Source organism: Mycobacterium sp. Root265, from assembly GCF_001428895.1.
Classification (GTDB): Bacteria; Actinomycetota; Actinomycetes; order Mycobacteriales; family Mycobacteriaceae; genus Mycobacterium.
Genome location: NZ_LMJA01000006.1, coordinates 38,885 through 63,784, shown reverse-complemented (window position 1 = coordinate 63,784; position 24,900 = coordinate 38,885). Strand labels below are relative to the sequence as shown.

Genomic DNA, 24,900 nt, shown 5'->3' with positions numbered 1-24,900 from the left:
CTCAGCCATCGTCGTCCTCCTCGGGTGGTGGGAGGAGTTCTTCGGGGTGGAAGTGGTGGTTGAGGGTGTCGCCGCCGGTGTCCATGAGTGGTGGTGGGTGCCAGTGCACGCGGCCGGTGCGGGGGTCGATGCTGTTGGTCCAGCCCAGTTCGGCGAGCCGGTTGTCCGGTCCGCAGCCGAGTGCGAGGTCGGGGGCGTCGGTGAGCCCGCCGTGGTGCCAGCTGGGGTGGGCGTGATGGGCCTGGCAGTGACAGGCGCCTTTGGTGCAGCCGGGGCGGGTGCAGCCACGGTCGCGGTTGTAGAGCAGTAGCCGTTGGGCTTTGGTGGCCAGGCGTTTGGTGCGGCCCAGGTAGAGCGGTTCGGCGGTGTGGTGGCGGTAGACGATCAGATAGTGGTGGGCGTGCTCGGCGAGGCGGATCAGATCCCGCATGGGCATGCGGGTTCCGGAGCCGGTGACCGCGATCCCGGCACCGGCCTCCAACTCGGCCAGCGTGGTGGAGACCACCACGGTGACCGGTAGCCCGTTGTGTTGGCCGAGGCGCTTGGACATCAGGGTGTCGCGCAGGACCGCTTTGATGGCGTCGTGGTTGCGCTGGGCTTGGGTGCGGTGATCACCGGCCGGCGGTTCCAGGTCGCGCTTGATCGGTGGTGGGAGGGTGTCGGCGAGGTCGGCGAGCTCGCCGAAGTCGCGTGGAAGTGGGCGCTCCTCGGCAGGCTCCGATTCGGGCGCAGGCTCAATTGCAGGTTCGGGTGCGGGTTCGGGTTCCGGTGTTGGATCGGGCGCTGGTTCAGTGTCGGCCGCGGGTTCGGCCCGTTCTTCCAATGGATTTGGTTGCGGATTGTGCTGGGGTTCCGCGTCGTCGGGGTTGTTAATCCCCGGCCGCGCCCACACGTCCAGGATGGTGCGCAGGTAGGCCGCGAACTCCGAATCCACCCGCCCCGACACTTTCGACAATCCATCCACATCGGGCTTGCCGATGGTGAGCCCTACCTTGTGCCGCGTCAGGTCCGGGCTGTCGCCGTTCTGGTTGAGCACGTAGACCATCTGGTCGGCGAGCTCGGCCAGCGTCTCGGGGGTATTGGCTTCGGCGACCGCGACCAGGGTGGCCTCCATCTGGGCTCGCTCGCCGGCGTCGAGATATCGCGAGGCCTGCTTGAGTGCGGACCGGATGACTGTGATGTGGGCGGTGTTGATGGACCCCGTCGCCAACGCGTGAGCGCATGCGGGTAGCAGCGGCTCCAACACCTCCCCGTTCAACGCGTCCCGGGTGGCCAGTACGTCGTTCCAGGATTTCCCGCCGATCTCGTGCGGGGTGGCCCGATCCATCAGGGCGGCCAGGATGCGGTGATCGACCGCTGCGTCGGCGCGGGCGTACTGCTCCCGCTCGGACAACAGTCCGAGCAACTCCGCGGTGTCGAAGACGGTGAAGTCGGCGTCCAGCAGTGCCTTGAGCGACGCGGCGCGATCGGAGAGTGCGTGCTGCACCGCCTCCCGACCACCGACCACGTCACCGTTCATACGTCGAACATACGTGCGATCACCGACAATCCGTCACGAAAAGTGACGGCCGTGATTAATGAGTCCAAAGAAATTTTTGGGACTCACCTGTCGCTCGAAAGTCGCTGAGAGGTGGGCACTTTCATACCGAACGCGCTGTTGCAGCCGCGGCGCAATCGGCAGACGCTAGGGTCGGTCCATGAGCAACACGGATCTGGTCGAAGCGACCGCCACTGCGGGAGGCGCCATCGAACAGGCGGTGGCAGTCTTCATGCTGCACCCACAGACCTACGGCGAGAGCGTCGCCGCCGGCTATCAGAACCCCCTGGCCGGATACGTGGCCGGCCGCGGTGGCGTGCTCGGTGAGGTGACCGGTGCGACCGTCAGCGCGGTGTTCGCCGTCTTCGAACCCGCCGGCCTTTCGGCCATGTGGGAGGAAGGCGTCGCCGTGCGCGGCGCCGCCGGTGCATCGCAGGTGTATTGGGATCAGGCCGCCGAGTTCGGACGTAAGTATCTGGCCGGCGCGGACGGGCTGGACCGTATTGCGGCATTGGGGGAGAAGCTCATTGCGGTGGCGCCGATTGCGGCATCGCCGTTGTTCGCCGGCTGGCGGACCATGCCACTGGCCGACGATGCGCCCGCCCGGGCACTGCAGGTGATGTTCGTGCTGCGGGAGCTTCGCGCCGGACTGCACTTCAATGCGCTCAGTCTGTCGGGCGTCAGCCCCATCGAGGCACACATGCTCAACAAGGGCCCGCGATACGCGGCCATGTTCGGCTGGCCCCAGCCCTTCGCGGACGGCGCGGACAAGAAGGACCGCTACGTCGAGATCGAGCAGGCCACCAACCGCCGGATGGCCGAACTCGTGAGTGCCGCGCTGGACGTGGACGAGGCGGCCGAGCTCGCGGACCTGACCACGGCGGCGCTGGCCACCCTGACCGCGAACGTGCCGCGTTGACACCCACTTCGAGCAGGAAGTCCGGACCGACTGGTTAACTGACGCATGCCCGCGGAAACCGCGATCCACTTTTTCCTCCAGCTGACCGTCATTCTCGCGGCGTGCAAGCTCGCCGGACTGGCCGCTCAGCGGGTGGGTCAGCCGCAGGTCGTCGGTGAGATGATCGCCGGCGTCGTGCTGGGGCCTTCCCTTCTTGGCCGGATGGCCCCCGAACTGCAGAGCGACCTGTTCCCGACCGGAACGTCGAACCTGGTGCTCTACACCGCGGCGCAGGTCGGGCTGGTGCTCTACATGTTCATCATCGGATTGAATTTCGACGTCGATCACGTCAGGCAGCGGGCCGGCACCGCGGCCGCCGTGTCCATCACCGGAACGGTCGCACCATTGGCCGTCGGCGCGCTGGCCGCAATACCGCTGCTGGGCGCCGGTGGTTTCTTCGGTGACGGCGTCAACCTCGGTATGGCGATGATGTTCCTCGGCGCGTCGATCGCGATCACCGCATTCCCGATGCTTGCCCGGATCATCTTCGAAAAGAAGCTGACCGGAACGTCTTTGGGCACCTTGGCGCTGGCGTGCGGCGCGACGGCCGACGCCATCTCGTGGTGCATCCTGGCCGCCGTGCTGGCCATCCACCGCAGCAGCCCGATGCTGGCCGTCGTCGCGATCGGTGGTGGTCTGCTCTACACCGTGGTTCTGCTGACGATCGGTCGCCGTGGCCTGAGTTCGTTGGGCCGGATGGCCGACGACAACCGGGCCGTAACGCCGTCGATGCTCAGCACCGTGTTGATCCTGCTCATGGCCTGCGCATGGTTCACCGATGTCATCGGCATCTACGCGATCTTCGGCGCCTTCATTCTCGGCGTCGCCATGCCGTCGGGATTGTTCGCCACCGATCTCACCGACAAGCTGGAGCCCCTCACCACGAAGCTGCTGCTGCCGCTGTTCTTCGTCTATTCGGGTCTGAACACGCAGATCGGTCTGGTGAACTCCCCGGCGCTGTGGGGGGTGACGCTGGGTCTGATCGTCGTCGCCGTCGTGGGAAAGGGCGTGGCATGCGCGGTGGCGGCACGGCTCAGCAAAGTCCCCATGCGCGAGTCGGTGGCATTGGGCGCACTGATGAACGCGCGCGGCCTGATCGAGCTGATCCTGCTCAACATCGGTCTGGAGGCGGGGATCATCACGCCCACCTTGTTCACCATCCTGGTGCTGGTGGCCGTGGTCACCACCCTCATGACATCACCGATCTTCGAATGGGTCTACGGACGACATCGCCAGCTTTCCGAGGCCGCGTAGCGCGGACCGTTGCCTGTTGTTTCAGGGTCTGAACCCCGCCCGTTGTGGGTATGTTGAAATGCATGCGGCCCCAACTCTCGCGACTCGATGCGCAGGCCCGGGCGGCCCTCGCACGAAAGATCAGAAGCCAGCTGCCCACCGCCGATGCCCCGTCGACCGATCACGATGTCGCGATCGCCGGTGGTGGCATCGCCGCCATGGCCCTGGCGCTGGAAATCAGGAACGCGCGTCCGCACACCCGCATCCTGATCATCGAGCCGAACACCCATCCGGTGCCGGAGATCACCCACACCGTCGGTGAATCGACGGTCGAGGTGTCCGCGCACTACCTGCGTGACCGGCTGGGCTTGGGCGAACACCTGAGCACCGCCCACATCCGCAAGATGGGTCTGCGGATGTTCTTCTCGCACGGGCGCAACAGCGACATCGCGTCCCGGATGGAGCTCGGCGGTTCGTCGTTCGTCCCCCTGGTCACCTATCAGATCGATCGGGGACGACTGGAGAACGAGTTGCACACCCGTTGTCTGGCAGCGGGTGTCGACATCCGGCGCGGTCGCGTCGCCTCCGTCGCCCTCGGCGGTGACGACAGCTCCCACACGGTGTCCATTCAGACCGATCAACACCGCGCGGACACCACGGTCAGGTGGGTGGTCGACGCGTCTGGCCGTAACCGGGTGTTGCCCCGACAACTCAACCTCAAACAGCCCAACGAGCATCACTGCAATGCGGCATGGCTGCGTGTGGCCACTGAGATCGATGTCAATGGGTGGAGCGACGACCCCGACTTTCACAGCCGTCTCGTGGAGGGCAATCGGGCCATGTCGACGAACCATCTGATGGGGGAGGGCTACTGGGTCTGGCTGATCCGACTGGGCTCCGGAGCCACCAGCGTGGGTATCGTCGCAGACCCCGCTCTGCATCCGTTCGAGGGGTTCAACACGCTGCCCAAGGCCAGGGCGTGGCTGGGTGAACACGAACCGCAGTGCGACGCGGTGCTGGCCGAACATGAGCACCAGATCAAGGACTTCCGGGTCATGAAGAAGTACAGCCATGGCGCCAGCAAGATCTTCGACGGTGCTGACCGCTGGTGCCTCACCGGTGACGCCGGTGTGTTCCTGGATCCGCTGTACTCATCCGGGTTGGACCTCGTCGCGATCGGCAACGGCCTGATCACCGACATGGTCGTCCGCGACCTGAACGGCGAGCACGTGGTGGCCCGCGCGCAGGTCAGTGACACGCTGTTCCGGTCGCTCACCGAGATGTGGCTGGCCGTGTACCAGGACCAGTACGTGCTGATGGGAACCCCGGCGGTGATGTCGGCGAAGGTCGTCTGGGACATCGCCTTCTACTGGGGATTCATCGGCCTGCTCTACATGAACGACCGGTTCGTCCGCATCACCGACGACCCGGAGTTCGTCCCCCAGCTCGAAGGTCTCATCGCGCTCAGCAACCGTATTCAGCGTTTCTTCCGGGAGTGGGCTGCGTTGGAGGGCAGTGGACCCGCGAACGAGTTGGCGACGGTACCGTTCATGGACTTGTACGCGCCGTTGAACTTCATGGTGTCGCTGCACACCGCGATGGTGGAGCCCAGTCCGAACTTCGATGCCCAGTTCGACGCCAATGCTCGGTTGCTGCACCAGATTGCAGGTCAGCTCGTCGAGACGGTGCTCGCGGCGAAGTCCACGATGTTCGAGGACGACGAGGCCATGCATCAGGTCCAGGCCTGGCAGCGCGATCCGCTGTTGCGCGAGTTGCGGGCGGCGTACCGCAGGGATCAGGAGGCCGACCCGATCAGCTCCGACTGGATCGTCACCGGATCGCCGGTCTTGCAGCCGAGCTGAGCCCGCGAACATTGGCCGAAATTCATCCGTCCGGGACCCCATCCGTCGCGACCGCGGCTACGAATACCTCGGGAAGTGTGTAGCGCGACGAGAAAGTGCCGATGACTGTGACCGATCCACTGCCCAGTAACCGTGAACCGCTCGCGATAGTCGGAGTCGGATGCAGATTCCCCGGTGGTGCCGACTCGGCAGAGGCCTTTTGGCGCTTGCTGTGCGATGAGGTCGATGCGACCGGTGAGGTTCCCGCGTCACGGTGGGATGCCGCGCGCTACCACGACCCCAACCCGGCGAAAATGGGCAAGGTCGCCACTCGGCGGGGCGGATTCCTGCCCGAGGTCGATCAGTTCGATCCCCAGTTCTTCGGTATCTCGCCGCGCGAGGCCCACTCTCTCGACCCCCAGCAACGTCTGCTGCTGGAGGTGACCTGGGAGGCGTTCGAAGACGGGGGGATACCCGTGGATCGACTGGCGGGTACCGACGTCGGTGTGTTCATCGGAGGTTTCACCCTCGACTATCAGCTCCTGCAGAACCAGGGTCGCAGCAGCCGGTATCAGTTCAAGGCCCATTCGGCCACCGGGATGATGATGACGATGCTGGCGAACCGCATCTCGCATGCGTTCGACTTCCGCGGTCCGAGCATGACGATCGACACGGCATGCTCGAGCTCGCTGGTCGCTGTGCACCTTGCCGCGCAGAGCATCTGGAACGGCGAATGCGCTGTGGCACTCGCCGGTGGTGTCAACCTGATGCTCGGTCCCAATACCGCCATCGCGGAATCGCGCAGCGGATTCCTCAGCCCCGAGGGGCGGAGCAAGGCCTTCGACGAGTCCGCGGACGGTTACGCGCGGGGCGAGGGCGGTGCCGTCGTCGTCATCAAACCGTTGGCGCAGGCGCTGGCCGACGGGGACGATGTCTACGCACAGATCCTCGGTACCGCCGTCTCGCAGGACGGGCACACCGACGGCATCACCGTGCCCCGCGAAGAAGCGCAGGAAGCGGCGATCAGAACGGCACTGGATCGCGCCGGCGTCGGGCCGGCCGAGATCGGGTACGTGGAAGCGCACGGTACCGGCACGCCGGTCGGTGATCCCATCGAGATGCGGGCCCTGGCCCAAGCGCTCACCTCCGACCGACCGGCGACGCAACCGCTGTTGATCGGGTCCGTCAAAACCAACATCGGTCATCTGGAAGCCGGGGCGGGAGTGGCCGGGCTGATCAAGGCGGCGCTCGTTGTCAAGCACGGGTACGTGCCGGCCAACCTGCATCTGAAGAACCCCACCAGGCACGTCTCGGTCACCGAACTCAAACTCGACATCCCGTCCGCGGGAAGGCCGTTCCCCGACACCGAGCGCCGGGTGGCAGGGGTCAACTCGTTCGGCTTCGGGGGTACCAACGCCCACGTGGTGCTTGCCGAACCTCCCTCTGCGCGGCAGGACCCCGTTGGGGGCAGCGCAACACTGCCGCTGACCGTGCTGCCGATATCGGGGCGCAGCGAACAGGCTCTGGTGGCGGCGGCCGCTCGGTTGGCCGACCACCTGGACCGCCATCCCGACATCGCGTTGTCCGACCTCGGCTATACCCTCGCCCAGCGGCGCGCGCACCTCAGCCACCGGCACACATTGATCGCCGAAGACACCGTCGATGCGCGCGAACAATTGCGGGCCGTCGGCAACGGCGGTGAGATCACAACCGGCCGAACCCCTTCCGCTCCGCCCAAGGTCGCCTTCGTCTGCACCGGCATGGGTCCGCAGTGGTGGAAGATGTGCCGGGGATTGCTCGATGTGTTCCCTGTCTTCACCGAGAGCATCATGCGCAGCTCCCGGGAATTGTCCAGGTACGCGGACTGGTCGCTGATCGAGGAGCTGCGACGCGACGAATCATGTTCCCGGATGGACGAAACAGAGTTCGCTCAGCCCGCCAACTTCGCGATTCAGGTGGCCCTCGCTGAGCAGCTCGCCCACTTCGGTATCACTCCGGACGCCGTGATCGGCCACAGCGCAGGCGAAGTCGCAGCACACCACCTGGCCGGTCTGCTGTCGTTCGAGCAGGCCGTCGAGGTGATCCATCATCGCAGCCGCCTGCAACAGCGCACCAGCGGGCAGGGTCGCATGCTGGCTGTCGGCCTGGACGCCGACACCCTCATACGCACGCTCGACGAGAAGATGATCGACGAATTCGGTCGCCGGGTGTCGATCGCCGCCATCAACAGTCCCTCCGCGGTCACCGTCGCGGGCGACGGCGACGTCCTGGAAGACATTGCCCGCCAACTGGACGAGGCGCAGGTCTTCAACCGTTACCTGGCCGTCAAGGTGCCCTACCACACCCACTACATGGACGCCATCAAGGATGAGCTCTACGGTGCGCTGTCGGGTCTGTCGTCGAAGTCCGCACAGTTGCCGCTCTATTCGACGGTCACCGGTGAACTGTTGACCGGTTATGACGCGGGGGCGGCCTACTGGTGGCAGAACACCCGTGCCACCGTTCTCTTCGAACCGGCACTGCGCCGGATGCTCGACGACGATTTCACCCACTTCATCGAGCTCGGGCCCCACCCCGTGCTGGCGGCTTCCATCCTGGAAATAGCCGGCACCCAGCGTGTTTCGGTGACCGCGGCGCAGCGTCGTGAGGACGACGACGTGCGCACGCTGCTGAACTGCCTGGGGGTCTTGCACAACACCGGCCACGACATCGCCTGGGATCGCCTGTACCCCCGCGGCGATGCGCGCCTGCTGAAGATTCCCGGCTATCCGTGGCAGACCAAACGTTACTGGCACGACAATCACGAAATCGACGAAGCCCTGTTCTACCGACCGGTGCATCCGTTGCTCGGTCAGCCGGTTCGCGGCGTGCATCCCACCTGGGAGGCCGAGATCAGCACCGCCACCCACCAATTCCTCGCCGATCACCGTATACAGGGCAGCGTGGTGGTGCCGGGCGCGGTGTACGTCGAGATGGCGATGGCCGCCGGACGGGAAACCTACGGATCCGACCACAGCGTCGACAATCTCGTGCTGCACCGTGCCGTCATCCTGGACGACACCTGTGATCCGATCATCAGGACCACTCTCAACAAGGACGACGGCACGCTGGAATTCTCCTCCTTCACGGCCACCTCGGACGGTGACCTGAAATGGGCGATCACGGCGACCGCCGAACTCGGCACCCTGGCGGCGGTGCCGCCCGATGCCGGCAACCCCGCGGAGGGGCCCCAGACCGAGATGGATGGCGACGAGTTCTACCGCCGGACGAGTGACCTCGGGTTCGACTACGGCCGGGCCTTCCGGTCGGTGTCCGGGGTGACGGCCGGTCACGACTGGGCGATCGCCGAGTTGACGATGCCCGCCGACATCGCGGACCAGGCCGGCGAATATCGGTTCCACCCGGCGCTCATCGACGGAGCCTTCCAGACGCTCTTCGGAGCACCGTTCTCCGGCCAGGAAGAGAACGAAGACCCGTATCTGCCCACCCGTATCCGGCACTGCGCGGTCTTTGGATCTCCCACCCCAAACATGCGGGTGCAGGTGCGCGTGGTGTCGGCGACCCGGGACGCCGTCGAGTGCGATATCTCGATCACCGACCAGGAGGGTGGTGTGCTCGCCGTCTTCGACGGGTTCACCGTGCAATCGTTGACGTCGTCCTCCCGGATGTCCGTCGAGCACATCGACAAGGGGCTGTACGAACTGCAGTGGTTCGAAATCGAGGACACCGCAGCGGATCCCGTCGCCGTGCCGGACTCCGCAGCGGCAGGCTGGCTGGTGTTGGCCGACGAGTCCGGCGTCGGGGAGGCACTCGCCGACGAGTTGCGGTCCCGCGGTCACCTCGTCGACACCGTGCGGCACGCGGCCGGGGGCGTCGACTGGCGTGCGCTGATCGACAGGCACACCACCGGTGACGGCGGCCTCGCCGGCATCATCGATTGCTGGCCGCTGGACATGTCGGCGGACGGCGCCGACTCCGACGAGATCGGTCCTTTCACCGTTCTTCGGCTGGTGAAGACGCTGGCCGAGCTGCACACCGTCACACCCAGACTCTTTCTGGTGACCGCCAATTCGCAGCCGACGCCCGGCACCCCCCTCACCGGTGTGGATCAGGCCTCGATGTGGGGCCTGGGCCGCGTCATCGGACACCAGGAGTTCTCCGGGTACTGGGGCGGGCTCGTCGATATCGACGACGCCGATGGCCACCCGGAGATCGCCACGCGGATCAGCGACCATGTGCTCGGTGGCGGGAGCGAGGATCAGATCGCGATCCGCGGTGCGAAGACGTTCGTTCCTCGCCTGCGGCTGTGCAAGGAACTGACATATCCTTTCCCGACGAAGCTCTCCGCCGATGCGACGTACGTGGTCACCGGCGGGGCGGGTGCGCTGGGCCGGGTCGTGGCCACCTATCTGGCGGAGCGCGGCGCCCGCCACATCACCCTGCTCGGGCGGACTCCCATCCCGGCAAGAGCCCAGTGGGCCGGGCTGACCAAGGGAGATCCGCACTTCGAGACCGTCACTGCACTACAGATGATCGAACGGCTCGGCGCCCATATCGACACGGCCAGTGTCGATGTCACGAGCGCCGACGACGTGACCGGCTGGCTGGCCGACCATCTGTCCCGCGGCGGCCGGCCCGTGCGCGGCATCGTCCATGCCGCAGGCTCGGTGCGTGATCAACTGTTGGTCAACATGAGCGAGGACGACTACGCAAAGGTGACCGCGCCGAAGATCATCGGCACCAGGGTGCTGCACCACGCCTTCGAGGGTCAGAACCTGGACTTCTTCGTCATGTTCGGTTCCGCCGGTTCGACGATCGCCGCGCCGGGGCAGGGAAATTACGCCGCGGCCAATGCGTTCCTGGACGCCTTTGCCCACCACCGTCGCGGGCAGGGACTGCCGGCCCTCACCATCGGCTGGGGGCCGTGGTCGGTGGGAATGGTCGAGGAGCTCAAGTTGGAGAAGGTCTACGCGCAGCGGGGAATCGAGCTCATCACCCCCGCCGTGGGGGCCCGGATCCTCGACAGGCTCATCAAGCAGACGGTGCCCACTGTCGTGGCGATCACCGTCGACTGGAACCGGGCCCGCCAGGCAGGAATGGGTGGACCGCTACCGGCGATGTTCGGCGAGCTCGAATCCGTCGATGCGGCCACGGCACCGGACGCCTCGGGATCCTCGATTCTCGACCTACTGGCCGCGACCCCGGAGGGCGGGCGGGCCGCCCTCATCTCCGAGCGTGTCCAACAGGTCGTGGCCGATGTGTTCGATTGCAGCGCCACCGATATCGAGCCCGCAGCGATGCTCGACGATATCGGTCTGGACTCGATGATGGCCATGGAGTTCCGGGTGCGCATCAACGCGACCTTCTCGATCGACGTGCCCGTGCTGGAGATCTTGCGCGGCGTCAGCGTGAACTCGCTGTCCGACCGGATACTCACCGAGTTGCACGCCATACACGGCGATGCGCCCGTCGTGGTCGAGGACGCGACCGACGACGAGACCGGTGTGGAGCATGACGATGTCGACGCCCTGCTGGACGATCTGTCCGAGGCCGAATTGCGGGCGCTGTTGGCGGAGATCGAGGCCGAGGACACCCAACCGGAGGCCGGCAGGGTGCAGCCGTGAGCGGTGCGGCCCAGTCCCGGGCGGTACAGGTGCGCGGCTTGTCCAAGTCCTACGGAACCCTCCGGGCGGTAGCGAACCTCGACCTCGATGTCGAATACGGGGAGATCTTCGCGATCCTCGGCCCCAATGGCGCGGGCAAGTCGACGACGGTCGAGATCCTGGAGGGAAACCGCAGGCGTGATGCCGGCCAGGTGAGCGTGCTCGGCGCGGACCCGGGAACCGCGGACAGACATTGGCGCGCACGGGTCGGCATCGTTCTTCAGGAGGTCAGCGACGCCGGGATGCTCACCGTCGGCGAAACCGTGCAGATGTTCGGCAGTTGCTACGGCGGCGCCAGAGACCCGGCAGAGGTGCTGGATCTCGTCGGCCTCGCATCTGTCGCCGCGGCGAGGGTCAGGACGCTGTCGGGCGGTCAGCGCCGCCGCCTCGATGTCGCCCTCGGCATCGTCGGCCGGCCCGAGCTGCTGTTCCTCGACGAGCCGACCACCGGATTCGATCCCGAAGCCCGGCAACAGTTCTGGGAACTCATCAGATTGCTGGCAGCGGACGGCACCACCATCGTGATGACGACGCACTACCTGGAGGAGGCGGCCGCGCTGGCGGACCGTGTCGCCGTCGTGGCAGCCGGGACGGTCGTCGCCGTGGACTCGCCCGCCAGGCTGATCGAGCACGTCGACACCGCGGCGACTGTCCGGTGGATGGAGGACGGCCGGGAACGGGTGGAACGGACGGCGACGCCCACCGAACTGATCCGGCAGCTCAGCAGTGGTCACGCCGAACTCGACCGCCTGACGGTGACCCGCCCGACCCTCGAAGATGCCTATCTCCAGCTGATCGGCCATTCGTGAGTACCGTAGGCCAGCACACCCGGGCACCGATCCCGTCGGTGGCGCGGATCGGATTCTCGCGGGTCATCCCGGAACTGAAGATGTTCTACCGCAGGCCCGAGCAGGTGGTACTGACCTTCTCGATGCCGGCGGTGATCTGTCTGCTTCTGGGCTCGATCTTCTCCGCGAAACTGCCCTACGGCAACGTCAGCACCGGAGCGGTGATCGCGGCCAGCATGCTCGCCTACGGAATCCTGTCGACGTCCTTCGTGAATCTGGGCATCAGTATCGCGGCCGATCGGGAGACCGGGGCCCTGCGCCGCCTGCACGGAACTCCCACGACGGCGACGTCCTACTTCATCGGCAAGATCATGCTGGTGCTCGTGGTCAGTCTGGCCGAGGCCGTGCTGCTGCTGGTGGTCGGTGTGCTCGCGTTCGGTCTCCGCCTGCCCACCGACGTTTTCGGCTGGTTCACCCTGACCTGGGTGTTCCTGCTGGGCGTCATCAGCTGTTCGTTGCTCGGGGTACTCATCAGCAACGTCGCCAGCAGTGCGGTGTCGGCCGCCGCCCTGACGAATGGTCCCGCGGTGGGACTGCAGTTCGTGTCCGGCACGTACGTCCCGATCATGGTGCTCCCCACGTGGATGCTGGTGATCGGCTCGCTGTTCCCGGTCAAGTGGATGGCCCAGGGATTCAGGTCGGTGCTGCTGCCGCCCGAAATGGCCGCCATCGAACCCGCAGGCAGTTGGGAACACTGGCGGATTTTCTTCGTGCTTGCGGCGTGGAGTATCGGGGGGTTGATCGGCTGCCTCACCGTCTTCCGTTGGTCGGAGACGCGCTGATCCTCAGAACTGTTCGCGGAGGAAGGCGAGCAGTCGCCGGCTCGCCGGTGTGACGGCGGTGGGTGACCAGGCCAGCGCGATCTCGCGATGGTAGGTGTTGGGGGTCAGCGCGACCTCGACGGTATTCGGTGCGCTGCGTTCGTCATGGGGGAGCAGCGCGATGCCCAGGCCGCGGCCGATCAACTCGTGCATGGTGGCGAACTCGGTGATCTCGACGGCGATCTGCGGGGTGAAACCCGCCGCTGCGCACCACGTCTCGGTCAACTGGCGCAGGTTGTAGCTCACCGGGTTCGCGATGAAGGGTTCGTCGCGCAGCTCATTGAGGCGCAACCTCTTGCGCCCCGCGAGACGGTGCTTCGCCGGCAGCACGGCGAGGATCGTCTGCACCCCGATGACGTGGTGGCGCACCTCGTCCGACGCCGGAATCATCACCGCGACATCCAACTCGCCGGATTTCAGGTCGGCCCTCAGCTGCGACCCGTGCGCCTGCTTGATCTGTAACCGGATATTCGGCGCACGACGATGGAACTCCGCGATCAGGGTCGGCAACCGCCCCGAGCCCATGGTCAGCGGGAATCCGAGTCGCACGATGCCGTGATGGGCGTCGGCCTCTCCGGCGACGGCCTCGACCGCGGCTTCCAGGGCGTGCAGCGGATCTCGGGCCCGGTCGGCGAGCCGGACGGCGGCCGGCGTCAGCCGCACGGTGCGGCCGTCCTGGACGAGCAGGGCAAGCCCCAGCGTTTTTTCCAGCGCGTGGATACGCCTGCTCATCGAGGACTGCGGGATACCGAGGCTGTCGGCGGCCCGCGTCATGTGCCCGCCGCGCGCCGCCAACTCCTCCAGAGCGCGCAGCTGCGGTGCGAGCTCACCCATCCATCGATCCATATCCGGATGATAATCGACCGAACATTCATTGGACGGATCAAAGCCGCAGGGTCATGGTGGATTCATGACCGACCGAGACACAGCCGATATCGTCCTCATCGGCGGCGGCATCATGTCCGCCACCCTGGGCGCCATGCTTGCGGTGCAGGAGCCCCAGCGGCGGATCGTCATCGTCGAACGCGCGGCCGCCGTGGCCACCGAGAGCAGCCAGGCCTGGAACAACGCGGGCACCGGCCACTCCGGCTTCTGCGAGCTCAACTACATGCCCGACCCCGCCGACGGGACGGCGGCGATCGGGATCGCCGAACAGTTCCAGCTGTCCCGGTGGTGGTGGGACCAGCTGGTCGAGAAGGGGCTACTGGACCCGGGGACCTTCCTGCACGCTGCGCCGCACATGGACGTGGTGTTCGGCGAGCGCGACATCGACTATCTTCGCCGGCGATTCGAGACGCTGCGCGCCCATCCGCTGTTCGCTCGCCTGGAGTACAGCGAGGACCGGGCCACCATCGCGCGGTGGGCGCCGCTGGTGATGGAGGGCCGCGCAGTGCAGGAACGGGTCGCCGCGACCCGGCATCCCGGCGGCACCGATATCGACTTCGGCGCGCTGACAACCGCTCTGGTGCGGATCGTCACCGACCGGGGCGGCCGGCTGCTGCTCGGCCACGACGTGCGCGCCGTGGTGCGCGAGGCCGACGGGTCCTGGCGGGTCGCCGGCCGCAACGCCGAGGGCAGTTTCGACCTGCGGGCACCGAGGGTCTTCGTCGGCGCCGGTGGCAATGCGCTGCGCCTGTTACAGCGCGCGAAAATCCCTGAGGTCCGCGGCTACGGGGTGCTGCCGGTGGGGGCGGCCTTCTTGCGGTGTTCGGACCCGCAGGTCGTCGCCCGGCATGACGCCAAGGTGTACGGGCAGGCGCCGATCGGGGCGCCACCGATGTCGGTGCCGCACCTGGACAAGCGGGTTGTCGGCGGCGCCGGGCACCTGATGTTCGGTCCGTACGCCACCTTCAGCACCAAGCTGCTCAAGCACGGACGCCTCACCGACTTCTTCACCACGCTGCGCTGGCACAACGTGGCCGTGCTCGCGACGGCGATGTGGGCGAATCTGGCGCTGGTGCGCTATCTGATCGGCCAGCTGGTCGCCGGCCGCCGGCAGAAACACGCCTACCTGGCCCGGTACTACCCGACTGCGGATCCGGCCCAGTGGGAGCTGATCACCGCGGGGCAGCGCGCCCAACTGGTCTCGCCGGACGCCCGGGGCCGGGGAGTGCTGCGCTCGGGCACCGAACTGGTGGTGTCGGCAGACGGCTCGATCGCCGGTCTGCTCGGCGCCTCGCCGGGAGCATCGACGGCGGTGCCGATCATGATCGATCTGCTGCAGCGCTGGGGTCACCGCGTGGACATCGACCTTCTGGCATCCTGAGGTCATGACCGATCCGCAGTCGTACGGGGGCGACCCGGGCAGCTACCCACCGCCGGGCTACCAGCCACCGCCCGGCGGTGCCGGTTTCCCGCCGTCCGGTCAACCGGGCTACCCGCCGCCGGCGCCTCCCGGCGCGTATTACGACCCGCTGGCCCCCTACGGCCGCCACCCCATGACCGGGGAGCCCTATTCGGAGAAATCCAAGGTCATCGCCGGTCTGCTCCAGCTGCTGGGTCTGTTCGGCATCCTGGGTATCGGCCGTTTCTACCTGGGCTATACCGGACTGGGTGTGGCACAGCTGCTGGTGGGTCTGCTGACCTGCGGCATCGGCGCGGTCATCTGGGGCATCATCGACGCCATCCTGCTGCTGACCGACAAGGTGCGCGACCCGCAGGGCCGTCCGCTGCGCGATGGCACCTGAGGGCGCGACCGCCCGAGCCGGCCTGATCGGTACCGGGGTGGCACTCGCCGGCGCCCTGGCCTATATCGGTCTGGCCGACCCGCACCGGCCCGGCTTCCTCTTCCCGGCCTGCCCCTTCAAGGCCCTCACCGGTCTGGACTGCCCGGCGTGCGGTGGGCTGCGGATGACCCACGATCTGCTGAACGGGGACCTGGCGGCCGCCGTGGTGGACAACGCCTTCCTGCTGGTGGCATTGCCGGCGCTGGCGGTGTGGCTGGTGGTGCGCTGGCGTCGCGGCCTGGCACTCATGCCGACGGCGGCCACCGTCACCGTCGTCGTGGCCGCCGTTGCGTGGACCGTGATGCGCAACTGGCCGGGGTTCCCGCTGGTCCCCACGGTTCTCACCGGCTGAATATCGCCGAGAAGTAGCACGTTCTCGCTGATACACTGCAACTTCGGGCCGATGCAGTCCCTCCCATCATGACGGAGACTGCGGAGGTAGATTCGCTTGCTGTTCTCGGCACTTCCCAAGGCCCAAGGTTTATACGACCCGGACAACGAGTCCGATTCCTGCGGCGTCGCGATGATCGCCGATATCGGGGGCCGACGGTCACACGGCATCGTCTCGGACGGACTCACCGCGCTGGAGCACCTCGAGCATCGCGGTGCCGCCGGGGCCGAGCCGAACAGCGGTGACGGCGCCGGGATCCTGATCCAGCTGCCGGTGGAGCTGTTCGCCGCGGCGGTCGATTTCGATCTGCCGCAGCCGAACGCCGAGGGCGCCAACACCTTCGCCGCCGGGATCTGCTTCCTGCCGCAGGATCCGGTCGCCCGGGCCGCCGCGTACGCCCGCGTCGAGGACATCGCCGCGGAGGAGGGTCTGCTGGTCCTCGGCTGGCGCGCGCTGCCGGTCGACCCCGACGGCGCCGAGGTCGGAGCGACGGCGGTGAGCTGTATGCCTTATATGGCACAGCTTTTCGTCGCCGCCCCCGACGGCTGCGGAGGTATCGAGTTGGACCGCCGGGTGTATCCGCTGCGCAAGCGGGCCGAACAGGAAGCGGTCTACTTCCCGTCACTGTCCAGCCGGACCATCGCCTACAAGGGCATGCTCACCACCATGCAGCTGCCGCAGTTCTTCCCGGATCTGCGGGATGACCGCTGCCTGAGCGCCATCGCCATCGTGCACAGCCGCTTCTCCACCAACACCTTCCCGTCCTGGCCGCTGGCCCACCCGTTCCGCTTCGTCGCCCACAACGGAGAGATCAACACCGTCCGCGGCAACCGCAACCGGATGCATGCCCGCGAGGCCAAGCTGGGCAGCACCTTGATTCCCGGTGACCTGAGCCGGCTCTCGCCGATCTGCCCGAAAGACGGTTCGGACTCCGCATCATTCGATCAGGTGCTGGAGCTGCTGCACCTGGGCGGGCGCAGCCTGCCGCACGCGGTGTTGATGATGATCCCGGAGGCCTGGGAGAACAACACCACCATGGATCCCGCGCGCCGCGCGTTCTGGCAGTTCCATGCCTCGCTGATGGAGCCGTGGGACGGCCCGGCCTGCGTCACCTTCACCGACGGCACCGTGGTCGGAGCTGTACTGGACCGCAACGGGTTACGGCCCGGGCGTTGGTGGCGCACCATCGACAACCGCATCATCCTGGCCAGTGAGAGCGGCGTACTCGACGTGCCCAGCGCCGAGGTGGTGGCCAAGGGCCGCCTGGAGCCCGGCAAGATGTTCCTGATCGACACGGCGGCGGGCCGCATCGTCTCCGATGACGAGATCAAGGACGAACTCGCCGGCGCGCACGCCTACGGCGAATGGCTGCATGCCGGACTGCTCGATCTCAAGACGCTGCCCGATCGCGTTCGGGTGCAACCCAATCACGAATCCGTGGTGCGCAGGCAGGTGTCCTTCGGCTACACCGAGGAAGAACTGCGGGTGTTGCTGACGCCGATGGCCGCCGCCGGGGCGGAGCCGCTGGGATCGATGGGCACCGACACCCCGATCGCGGTGATGTCGCAACGGTCCCGGCTGCTCTACGACTACTTCGTCGAACTGTTCGCCCAGGTCACCAACCCGCCGCTGGACGCCATCCGCGAGGCCGTGGTCACCTCGATGAGCCGGGTGATGGGTCCCGAGGAGAACCTGCTGGAGCCGACGGCCGCATCGTGCCGCCAGATCCGGCTGGGCTGGCCCGTGCTGGACAACGACGATCTCAACAAGATCGTGCACATCAATGATGACGGCGAGCAGCCCGGTCTGCGCACCGCGGTGCTGCGCGCCCTCTACGACGTGGAACGCGGCGGGGAAGGCCTGGCCGAAGCGCTGGAGGAGCTGCGCATCCGCGCGTGCGAGGCGATTGCGAAAGGCGCTCGTACCCTGGTGATCTCGGATCGCGATTCCGATCACACCAGGGCGCCGATCCCGTCGCTGCTGGCGGTCTCGGCGGTACACCACCACCTGGTGCACACCAAGGAACGCACCAGCGTCGCGCTGGTGGTGGAAAGCGGTGATGCCCGCGAGGTGCATCACATCGCGATGCTGATCGGTTTCGGTGCCGCAGCCGTCAACCCGTACCTGGCCTTCGAATCGATCGAGGACCTGATCCGCGAGGGGGAGCTCACCGGGATCGAACCGGCCACCGCGGTGCGCAACTATCTCACCGCGCTCGGCAAGGGCGTGATGAAGGTGATGAGCAAGATGGGCATCTCCACGGTGTCCTCCTACACCGGCGCCCAGGCCTTCGAGGCGATCGGGCTGGACCGCGCCGTCATCGACGAGTACTTCACCGGCACACCCATGCAACTCGGTGGTGTCGGATTGGACGTGCTGGCCAAAGAGGTCAGGTTCCGGCACCGCCGGGCCTATCCGGAAAACCCCACCGAGCGGGCGTACCGGCGGTTGTCGGTGGGCGGTGAGTACCAGTTCCGCCGGGATGGCGAGTTGCACCTCTTCACCCCGGAAGTGGTGTTCCTGCTACAACATGCGACGCGGACGGGACGCCAGGACATCTTCGCCCAGTACTCCGAGGAGGTGAACCGGCTCTCCCGCGAGGGCGGCGCATTGCGCGGTCTGTTCGGTTTCAAGACCGGCATGCGGCCACCGGTCCCGCTGGACGAAGTGGAATCGGTGGAAGCGATCGTGACACGGTTCAACACCGGCGCGATGAGCTACGGGTCCATCTCCGCCGAGGCGCACGAGACGATGGCCGTCGCCATGAACAACCTCGGCGGACGGTCCAACTCCGGTGAGGGCGGCGAGGACGCCGACCGGTTGTACGACCCCCAGCGGCGCAGCGCCGTCAAACAGGTGGCATCCGGACGGTTCGGGGTGACCAGCGACTACCTGGTGAACGCCACCGACATCCAGATCAAGATGGCCCAGGGCGCCAAACCCGGTGAGGGCGGACAGCTTCCGGGCTACAAGGTGTATCCCAACATCGCCAAGACCCGGCATTCCACGCCCGGCGTGGGTCTGATCTCGCCGCCGCCGCACCACGACATCTACTCGATCGAGGATCTGGCGCAGCTGATCCACGATCTGAAGAACGCCAACGACCAGGCGCGTATCCACGTCAAGCTGGTCAGCTCGGTCGGCGTCGGGACGGTCGCCGCGGGCGTCTCCAAGGCGCACGCCGACGTCGTCCTGATCTCCGGCTATGACGGTGGTACCGGCGCGGCGCCGCTGACCTCGCTCAAACATGCCGGCGCCCCCTGGGAGATCGGCCTGGCCGACACCCAGCAGACACTGGTGCTCAACGGACTACGGGACCGCATCACCGTGCAGTGCGACGGCGGTATGCGCACGGCCCGCGATGTCATGGTCGCCGCACTGCTGGGCGCCGAGGAATACGGGTTCGCCACCGCGCCGCTGGTGGTCGCGGGCTGCATCATGATGCGGGTGTGTCACCTCGACACCTGCCCGGTCGGGGTCGCCACCCAGAACCCGGAACTGCGCGCGCGGTTCAACGGCAAGCCCGAGTTCGTGGAGAACTTCTTCCAGTTCATCGCCGAGGACATTCGGCAGATGCTCGCCGAACTCGGTTTCCGCAGCCTCGACGAGGCGATCGGCCGGGTCGAGTTGCTGGACACCGCCGAAGGTGTCGCGCACTGGAAGAGCCACGGGCTGGATCTGTCTCCCATCTTCGCGGTCCCGACGGATGCCCACGGCGCCAAGCTCACTCAGCGCCGCCGGCTGCGCGATCAGGATCACGGGCTGGCTCAGGCACTCGACCAGACCCTGGTGGCGCTCTCGGAAGGCGCACTGGAGGACGCGCACCCGGTCCGGCTGGAACTGCCGGTGCGCAACGTCAACCGCACGGTGGGCACGCTGCTGGGCTCGGAGGTCACCCGCCGCTACGGGGCCGCCGGGCTTCCCGATGACACCATCCATGTCACGCTGACCGGATCGGCGGGGCAGTCGCTGGGCGCCTTCCTGCCGCCGGGTGTCACCATCGACCTGATCGGTGACGCCAACGATTATGTGGGCAAGGGCCTTTCGGGTGGACGGGTGATCGTCCGGCCACCCGATGACGTGCTGTTCCTACCCGAGGACAATGTGATCGCGGGCAACACCCTGTTGTTCGGGGCCACCTCCGGTGAGGTGTTCCTGCGCGGACGGGTCGGGGAACGCTTCTGCGCCCGCAACTCCGGTGCGCTCGCCGTCGTCGAGGGTTGCGGCGACCACGCGTGCGAGTACATGACCGGCGGGCGGGTGGTGGTGCTCGGCGAGACCGGACGCAACATGGCGGCCGGGATGTCGGGCGGTATCGCGTTCGTGCTGGGTCTCGATCCGGCCAAGGTGAACACCGAGATGGTGGACCTGCAGCGCCTCGATCCCGAGGACCTGAGCTGGCTGCACGATGTGGTGGCGCAGCACGCGCAGGCCACCGGTAGCACCGTTGCGACCTCCCTGCTGGCGGACTGGCCGCGCCGCAGCGCCCAGTTCACCAAGATCATGCCGACCGACTACGAGCGGGTGCTGCGTGCCACCCGGATGGCGAAAGCCGAAGGGCGAGACGTGGACACCGCGATCATGGAGGCCAGCCGTGGCTGATCCGAACGGATTCTTGAGGGTCCGCAAACTGGACGCGGCCAAGCGGCCGGTCGACGAGCGGGTGGGCGACTGGCACGAAGTCTACGAGAGCCAGGATCCGAACGAACGTGCCGGCGAGGTCTCCCAGCAGGCGCGGCGCTGCATGGACTGCGGAATCCCGTTCTGCCACTCGGGAACCGCGGGCTGCCCGCTGGGCAACCTGATCCCGGAGTGGAACGACCTGGTGCGCCGCGGGCGCTGGGATGCGGCCAGCGACCGGCTGCACGCGACCAACAACTTCCCGGAGTTCACCGGCAGGCTGTGCCCGGCTCCGTGCGAGGCGGCCTGTGTGCTGTCCATCGCCGAGGAGACCACCGGCGGCAGCGTCACCATCAAACGGATCGAGCAGTCCATCGTCGACCACGCCTGGATGACGGGCTCGGTGGAACCGCAGCCGCCGGCCATCGCCTCGGGACGCAGTGTGGCTGTGGTGGGTTCGGGTCCGGCCGGGCTGGCCGCCGCCCAGCAGCTCACCCGGGCCGGACATCACGTCACCGTCTACGAACGCGACAACCGCATCGGCGGGCTGATGCGCTACGGCATCCCGGAGTACAAGCTGGAGAAGGCGACGCTCAACCAACGGCTGTCCCAGATGCGGGCCGAGGGAACACGGTTCGTCACCGAATGCGAGGTCGGCGTCGACCTGTCGATCGAGGCGCTGCGAGCCCAGCACGATGCCATCGTGCTGGCCGTCGGTGCGCTGCGCGGCAGGGACAACCAGGTCGAGGGCCGCGAACTCAACGGCGTGCACCTGGCGATGGAACATCTGGTGCCGGCCAACAAGGAGTGCGAGGGTGACGGTCCGGCCGAGCTGACCGCCGCCGGCAAGCACGTCGTCATCATCGGCGGCGGCGACACCGGCGCGGACTGCCTGGGCACCGCGCACCGGCAGGGCGCCATCTCGGTGACCCAGCTGGACTACAACCCGGCGCCGCCGGAGGCCCGCGACGACGAACGCTCCCCGTGGCCCACCTGGCCGCTGCTGCTGCGCACCTCACCGGCGCACGCCGAGGGCGGCGCCCGGCGCTTCGAGGTGGCCGTGCAGCGGTTCGTCGGCGATGACCAGGGCAATGTGCGGGCGATGCAGATCGCCGAGGTGAAGGTCGAACGCGACGCCGACGGCCGTCGCGTCATCACCCCGGTGGGCGAGCCCATCGAGCTGCCGTGCGATCTGGCGCTGCTGGCCATCGGATTCGAGGGCGTCGAGGAGATGGCGCTGCTGGACGGTCTCGGGCTGCGACTGAACGGCCGCGGCACCCTGTCCTGCGGATCGGACTGGCAGACCGAGGAGCCCGGCGTCTTCGTGTGCGGCGACGCACACCGCGGCGCATCGCTGATCGTCTGGGCCATCGCCGAGGGGCGCAGCGCCGCCCACGCGGTGGATGCATACCTCATGGGTGACTCGGACCTGCCGGCCCCCGTGCGGCCCGGTGCCCTACCTCTGGCCGTCATCTGAATCGATTAACCGCTAAGCTTCGGAGTCGTGAATAGACGCGGAAAGATCGTCTGTACCCTCGGACCGGCAACCTCCACCGACGAGTCGGTGCGTGCCCTGGTCGAGGCCGGGATGGACGTAGCACGACTGAACTTCAGCCACGGCGACTACGCCGACCACGAGGAGTCCTACCGGCGGGTCCGTGCGGCCTCCGATTCCACTGGTCGTGCCGTCGGCATCCTCGCTGACCTGCAGGGACCCAAAATCCGGCTGGGGCGCTTCGCCGACGGCCCGACGGTGTGGAAGAACGGCGAGACCGTCCGGATCACCGTCGAGGACGTCGCGGGCACCCACGACCGGGTGAGCACCACCTACAAGCGGCTGGCCCAGGATGCCACGCCCGGGGACCGGGTCCTGGTCGACGACGGCAACGTCGGGCTCGTCGTCGAACACATCGACGGCGAGGATGTTGTGTGCACCGTCACCGAGGGCGGCAAGGTCAGCAACAACAAGGGCATGTCGCTGCCCGGGATGAACGTCTCGGCACCCGCGCTGTCGGAGAAGGACATCGAAGATCTCGAGTTCGCGCTGCGGCTCGGCGTGGACCTGGTGGCTCTCTCGTTCGTGCGCTCGCCTGCCGATGTCGAGCTGGTCCACGAGGTCATGGACCGGGTGGGACGCCGGGTCCCGGTGATCGCCAAGATGGAGAAGCCCGAGGCGATCGAGAATCTTGAGGCGATCGTGCTGGCCTTCGACGCCATCATGGTGGCCCGCGGTGACCTGGGCGTGGAGCTGCCGCTCGAAGAGGTGCCCCTGGTGCAGAAGCGCGCCATCCAGATGGCGCGCGAGAACGCCAAGCCGGTGATCGTCGCCACCCAGATGCTGGAATCGATGATCGAGAACTCGCGGCCCACCCGTGCCGAGGCTTCCGATGTGGCCAACGCGGTGCTCGACGGCGCCGACGCGGTGATGCTGTCCGGCGAGACGTCGGTGGGCAAGTTCGCGCTGGAGGCCGTGCGGACCATGGGTCGCATCCTGACCGCCGTCGAGGCGAACTCCACCGAGGCGCCGCCGCTGACCCACGTACCGCGCACCAAGCGCGGCGTCATCTCCTACGCCGCCCGCGATATCGGCGAGCGGTTGGAGGCCAAGGCGCTGGTCGCGTTCACCCAGTCCGGCGACACCGTGCGCCGGCTGGCCCGGCTGCACACCCCGCTGCCGCTGCTGGCGTTCACCGCGTTGCCCGAGGTGCGCAGCCAGCTGGCACTGACGTGGGGCACCGAGACCTTCATCGTGCCGCACATCGACACCACCGACGGCATGATCCGGCAGGTCGACAAGTCGTTGCTGGACCTGGGCCGCTACAAGCGCGGTGACCTGGTGGTCATCGTCGCGGGCGCGCCGCCTGGCACAGTAGGCTCGACAAACCTGATCCACGTGCACCGGATCGGCGAGGACGACCACTAGCCCGCAACGGGGCGGACCCCAGGAGAGAACCTTGTCAGCGGAGCATCTTCAGGAACTGCTGACGGTTCTCGATCTCACCCGGGTCGGCGAGGATGCGTTCACCGGAACGCATCCGAGCCGAAACCCGGTGCGTACCTTCGGCGGGCAGATGATGGCGCAGGCCTTCGTCGCCGCGAGCCGCACGGTGCCCGAGAACCTGCCGCCGAGCACCCTGTCGATGCATTTCATCGCCGGCGGCGATCCGGAGAAAGACCTGGAATTCCAGGTGGTCCGGCTGCGCGACGAACGTCGGTTCGCCAACCGCCGGGTGGACGTCACCCAGGACGGTGCGCTGCTGGGCACCGCCCTGGTCTCGCATCTGGCCGGCGGCCGTGGGCTCGAGCACAACATCACCGCCCCGCAGGTCCCCGCCCCGCACTCGCTGCCCACCATCGACGAATTGCTGGTGGGCTACGAGGAGACGGTGCCGCATTTCGTCAGTGCGCTGCGGCCCATCCAGTGGCGCTACACCAATGACCCGGCCTGGGTGATGCGGGACAAGGGCGGTCAACTCGATCACAACCGGGTGTGGCTGACCGCCGACGGTCCGATGCCCGACGATCCGGTGCTGCACGCGGGCGCCCTGGTCTATTCCTCGGACACCACGGTGCTCGATTCGATCATCACCACGCACGGCCTGTCCTGGGGTTTCGACCGGATTTTCGCGGTGACCATGAACCATTCGGTGTGGTTTCACCGGCCGATCCGCTTCGACGAGTGGGTGCTGTACTCGACGTCGTCGCCGGTGGCCGCCGCTTCCCGCGGCCTGGGCGGCGGACATTTCTTCAATGAGCGCGGTGAGGCGCTGGCGACGGTGATGCAGGAAGGGATCGTCAAGTACTTCCCGGCCCGTCAGCCGGGGGAGAAGCCGTAGTCCCGCTCGACCCGCTCGCGGAAAGTGTTCTCGCACTGCGTGTGCGCGGTGCGGTCGGTGCCCGCCTGCTCCATGCATCTGACGTAGTCGCCCATGCCGGCCTCGGTGAAGAATCCGATCCAGATCGGGACGAATGCGACGCCCACGATGACGGCCAGTGCGCCCAAACCGATCCCGGCGTTCGCGATCGGACCGTTATCTGCCTCACCGCGCGCAGCCCTGCCGCGCCCGGCGAATCCCAGCACCACGGCGATCAGCCCGCCGATGACACCACCGATGATGCTCCACGAGAACAGCAGCGCCAGCATGGCCAGCACCAGCGCCCAGGTACCCAGCTCGTTGCGGGGCCGCATCGGTGGCGGCGGATAGTGCGCGGGGTAGGGCGCGTGCGGCGCGGGATACGGCCCGGGGGAGCTCATAGCGTGA

The 24,900-nt window shown here is 67.2% G+C and carries 16 protein-coding genes; 13 read left to right on the top strand and 3 right to left on the bottom strand.

Annotated elements, in window-relative coordinates; all coding sequences use genetic code 11:
• Nucleotide 1: 1 nt before the first annotated feature.
• Nucleotides 2–1,519 (bottom strand): HNH endonuclease signature motif containing protein, encoded by a 1,518-nt coding sequence (locus ASE48_RS08420; RefSeq protein ID WP_057166615.1) that lies wholly within the window; start codon nt 1,517–1,519, stop codon nt 2–4.
• Between the two features lie 178 nt (nt 1,520–1,697).
• On the opposite strand from ASE48_RS08420, the gene ASE48_RS08415 reads away from it, so the two are divergent.
• From ASE48_RS08415 to ASE48_RS08390, 6 genes are all read left to right on the top strand, one after another.
• Nucleotides 1,698–2,456 carry an SCO6745 family protein gene (locus ASE48_RS08415; RefSeq protein WP_057166614.1) on the top strand — a complete coding sequence of 253 codons (759 nt, stop codon included), beginning with the start codon at nt 1,698–1,700 and terminating at the stop codon, nt 2,454–2,456.
• A gap of 45 nt (nt 2,457–2,501) precedes the next feature.
• Nucleotides 2,502–3,749: a cation:proton antiporter domain-containing protein gene (locus ASE48_RS08410; RefSeq protein ID WP_057166613.1), complete on the top strand. Its 1,248-nt coding sequence runs from the start codon at nt 2,502–2,504 to the stop codon at nt 3,747–3,749.
• A 62-nt stretch (nt 3,750–3,811) separates the two neighbouring features.
• A complete protein-coding gene (locus ASE48_RS08405) occupies nt 3,812–5,590 on the top strand; it encodes an NAD(P)/FAD-dependent oxidoreductase (protein ID WP_057166612.1) in 1,779 nt (592 codons plus the stop codon).
• Between the two features lie 101 nt (nt 5,591–5,691).
• Nucleotides 5,692–11,193, top strand: coding sequence for a type I polyketide synthase (locus tag ASE48_RS08400; RefSeq protein ID WP_057166694.1), 5,502 nt, complete (start codon nt 5,692–5,694; stop codon nt 11,191–11,193).
• On the top strand, nt 11,190–12,041 hold the full coding sequence (locus ASE48_RS08395; protein WP_057166611.1) for an ABC transporter ATP-binding protein: 852 nt from the start codon (nt 11,190–11,192) through the stop codon (nt 12,039–12,041). The genes ASE48_RS08400 and ASE48_RS08395 overlap by 4 nt, the downstream gene beginning before the upstream one ends.
• On the top strand, nt 12,038–12,862 hold the full coding sequence (locus ASE48_RS08390; protein ID WP_057166610.1) for an ABC transporter permease: 825 nt from the start codon (nt 12,038–12,040) through the stop codon (nt 12,860–12,862). The genes ASE48_RS08395 and ASE48_RS08390 overlap by 4 nt, the downstream gene beginning before the upstream one ends.
• 3 nt (nt 12,863–12,865) lie before the next feature.
• Here the strand turns inward: ASE48_RS08390 and ASE48_RS08385 are convergent, their stop codons facing one another.
• The gene (locus ASE48_RS08385; RefSeq protein ID WP_057166609.1) at nt 12,866–13,747 is read right to left on the bottom strand and encodes a LysR family transcriptional regulator; all 882 of its coding nucleotides are present in this window, start codon (nt 13,745–13,747) and stop codon (nt 12,866–12,868) included.
• A 64-nt stretch (nt 13,748–13,811) separates the two neighbouring features.
• On the opposite strand from ASE48_RS08385, the gene ASE48_RS08380 reads away from it, so the two are divergent.
• The 7 genes from ASE48_RS08380 to ASE48_RS08350 all read left to right on the top strand — a co-directional run bounded on the left by ASE48_RS08380 (nt 13,812) and on the right by ASE48_RS08350 (nt 24,474).
• The gene (locus ASE48_RS08380; protein ID WP_057166608.1) at nt 13,812–15,167 is read left to right on the top strand and encodes a malate:quinone oxidoreductase; all 1,356 of its coding nucleotides are present in this window, start codon (nt 13,812–13,814) and stop codon (nt 15,165–15,167) included.
• A 4-nt stretch (nt 15,168–15,171) separates the two neighbouring features.
• Nucleotides 15,172–15,588 (top strand): TM2 domain-containing protein, encoded by a 417-nt coding sequence (locus tag ASE48_RS08375; protein WP_057166607.1) that lies wholly within the window; start codon nt 15,172–15,174, stop codon nt 15,586–15,588.
• A complete protein-coding gene (locus tag ASE48_RS08370) occupies nt 15,578–15,979 on the top strand; it encodes a DUF2752 domain-containing protein (RefSeq protein WP_057166606.1) in 402 nt (133 codons plus the stop codon). The genes ASE48_RS08375 and ASE48_RS08370 overlap by 11 nt, the downstream gene beginning before the upstream one ends.
• A 96-nt stretch (nt 15,980–16,075) precedes the next feature.
• The gene (gene gltB / locus ASE48_RS08365) at nt 16,076–20,620 is read left to right on the top strand and encodes a glutamate synthase large subunit (protein WP_057166605.1); all 4,545 of its coding nucleotides are present in this window, start codon (nt 16,076–16,078) and stop codon (nt 20,618–20,620) included.
• Nucleotides 20,613–22,115, top strand: coding sequence for a glutamate synthase subunit beta (locus tag ASE48_RS08360; protein ID WP_057166604.1), 1,503 nt, complete (start codon nt 20,613–20,615; stop codon nt 22,113–22,115). Before gltB ends, ASE48_RS08360 begins: the two co-directional genes overlap by 8 nt.
• Nucleotides 22,116–22,142: 27 nt before the next feature.
• The gene (pyk, locus tag ASE48_RS08355) at nt 22,143–23,561 is read left to right on the top strand and encodes a pyruvate kinase (RefSeq protein WP_057166603.1); all 1,419 of its coding nucleotides are present in this window, start codon (nt 22,143–22,145) and stop codon (nt 23,559–23,561) included.
• A gap of 31 nt (nt 23,562–23,592) precedes the next feature.
• Nucleotides 23,593–24,474, top strand: a complete 882-nt coding sequence (locus ASE48_RS08350; RefSeq protein ID WP_057166602.1) for an acyl-CoA thioesterase II — start codon at nt 23,593–23,595, stop codon at nt 24,472–24,474.
• Here ASE48_RS08350 and ASE48_RS08345 read toward each other — a convergent pair.
• Complete coding sequence (locus ASE48_RS08345) at nt 24,453–24,893, bottom strand: DUF4190 domain-containing protein (protein WP_057166601.1); 441 nt, start codon at nt 24,891–24,893, stop codon at nt 24,453–24,455. The genes ASE48_RS08350 and ASE48_RS08345 overlap by 22 nt on opposite strands.
• Nucleotides 24,894–24,900 lie beyond the last annotated feature (7 nt).

What these genes read in the sequence shown, in the direction of transcription:
- ASE48_RS08410 (WP_057166613.1), top strand. Translation starts at nt 2,502, where the DNA reads ATGCCCGCGGAAACCGCGATCCACTTTTTCCTCCAGCTGACCGTCATT.
- ASE48_RS08385 (WP_057166609.1), bottom strand. Translation starts at nt 13,747, where the DNA reads ATGGATCGATGGATGGGTGAGCTCGCACCGCAGCTGCGCGCTCTGGAG.
- ASE48_RS08405 (WP_057166612.1), top strand. Translation starts at nt 3,812, where the DNA reads ATGCGGCCCCAACTCTCGCGACTCGATGCGCAGGCCCGGGCGGCCCTC.
- ASE48_RS08420 (WP_057166615.1), bottom strand. Translation starts at nt 1,519, where the DNA reads ATGAACGGTGACGTGGTCGGTGGTCGGGAGGCGGTGCAGCACGCACTC.
- ASE48_RS08375 (WP_057166607.1), top strand. Translation starts at nt 15,172, where the DNA reads ATGACCGATCCGCAGTCGTACGGGGGCGACCCGGGCAGCTACCCACCG.
- ASE48_RS08345 (WP_057166601.1), bottom strand. Translation starts at nt 24,893, where the DNA reads ATGAGCTCCCCCGGGCCGTATCCCGCGCCGCACGCGCCCTACCCCGCG.
- ASE48_RS08370 (WP_057166606.1), top strand. Translation starts at nt 15,578, where the DNA reads ATGGCACCTGAGGGCGCGACCGCCCGAGCCGGCCTGATCGGTACCGGG.
- ASE48_RS08380 (WP_057166608.1), top strand. Translation starts at nt 13,812, where the DNA reads ATGACCGACCGAGACACAGCCGATATCGTCCTCATCGGCGGCGGCATC.
- ASE48_RS08400 (WP_057166694.1), top strand. Translation starts at nt 5,692, where the DNA reads ATGACTGTGACCGATCCACTGCCCAGTAACCGTGAACCGCTCGCGATA.
- ASE48_RS08415 (WP_057166614.1), top strand. Translation starts at nt 1,698, where the DNA reads ATGAGCAACACGGATCTGGTCGAAGCGACCGCCACTGCGGGAGGCGCC.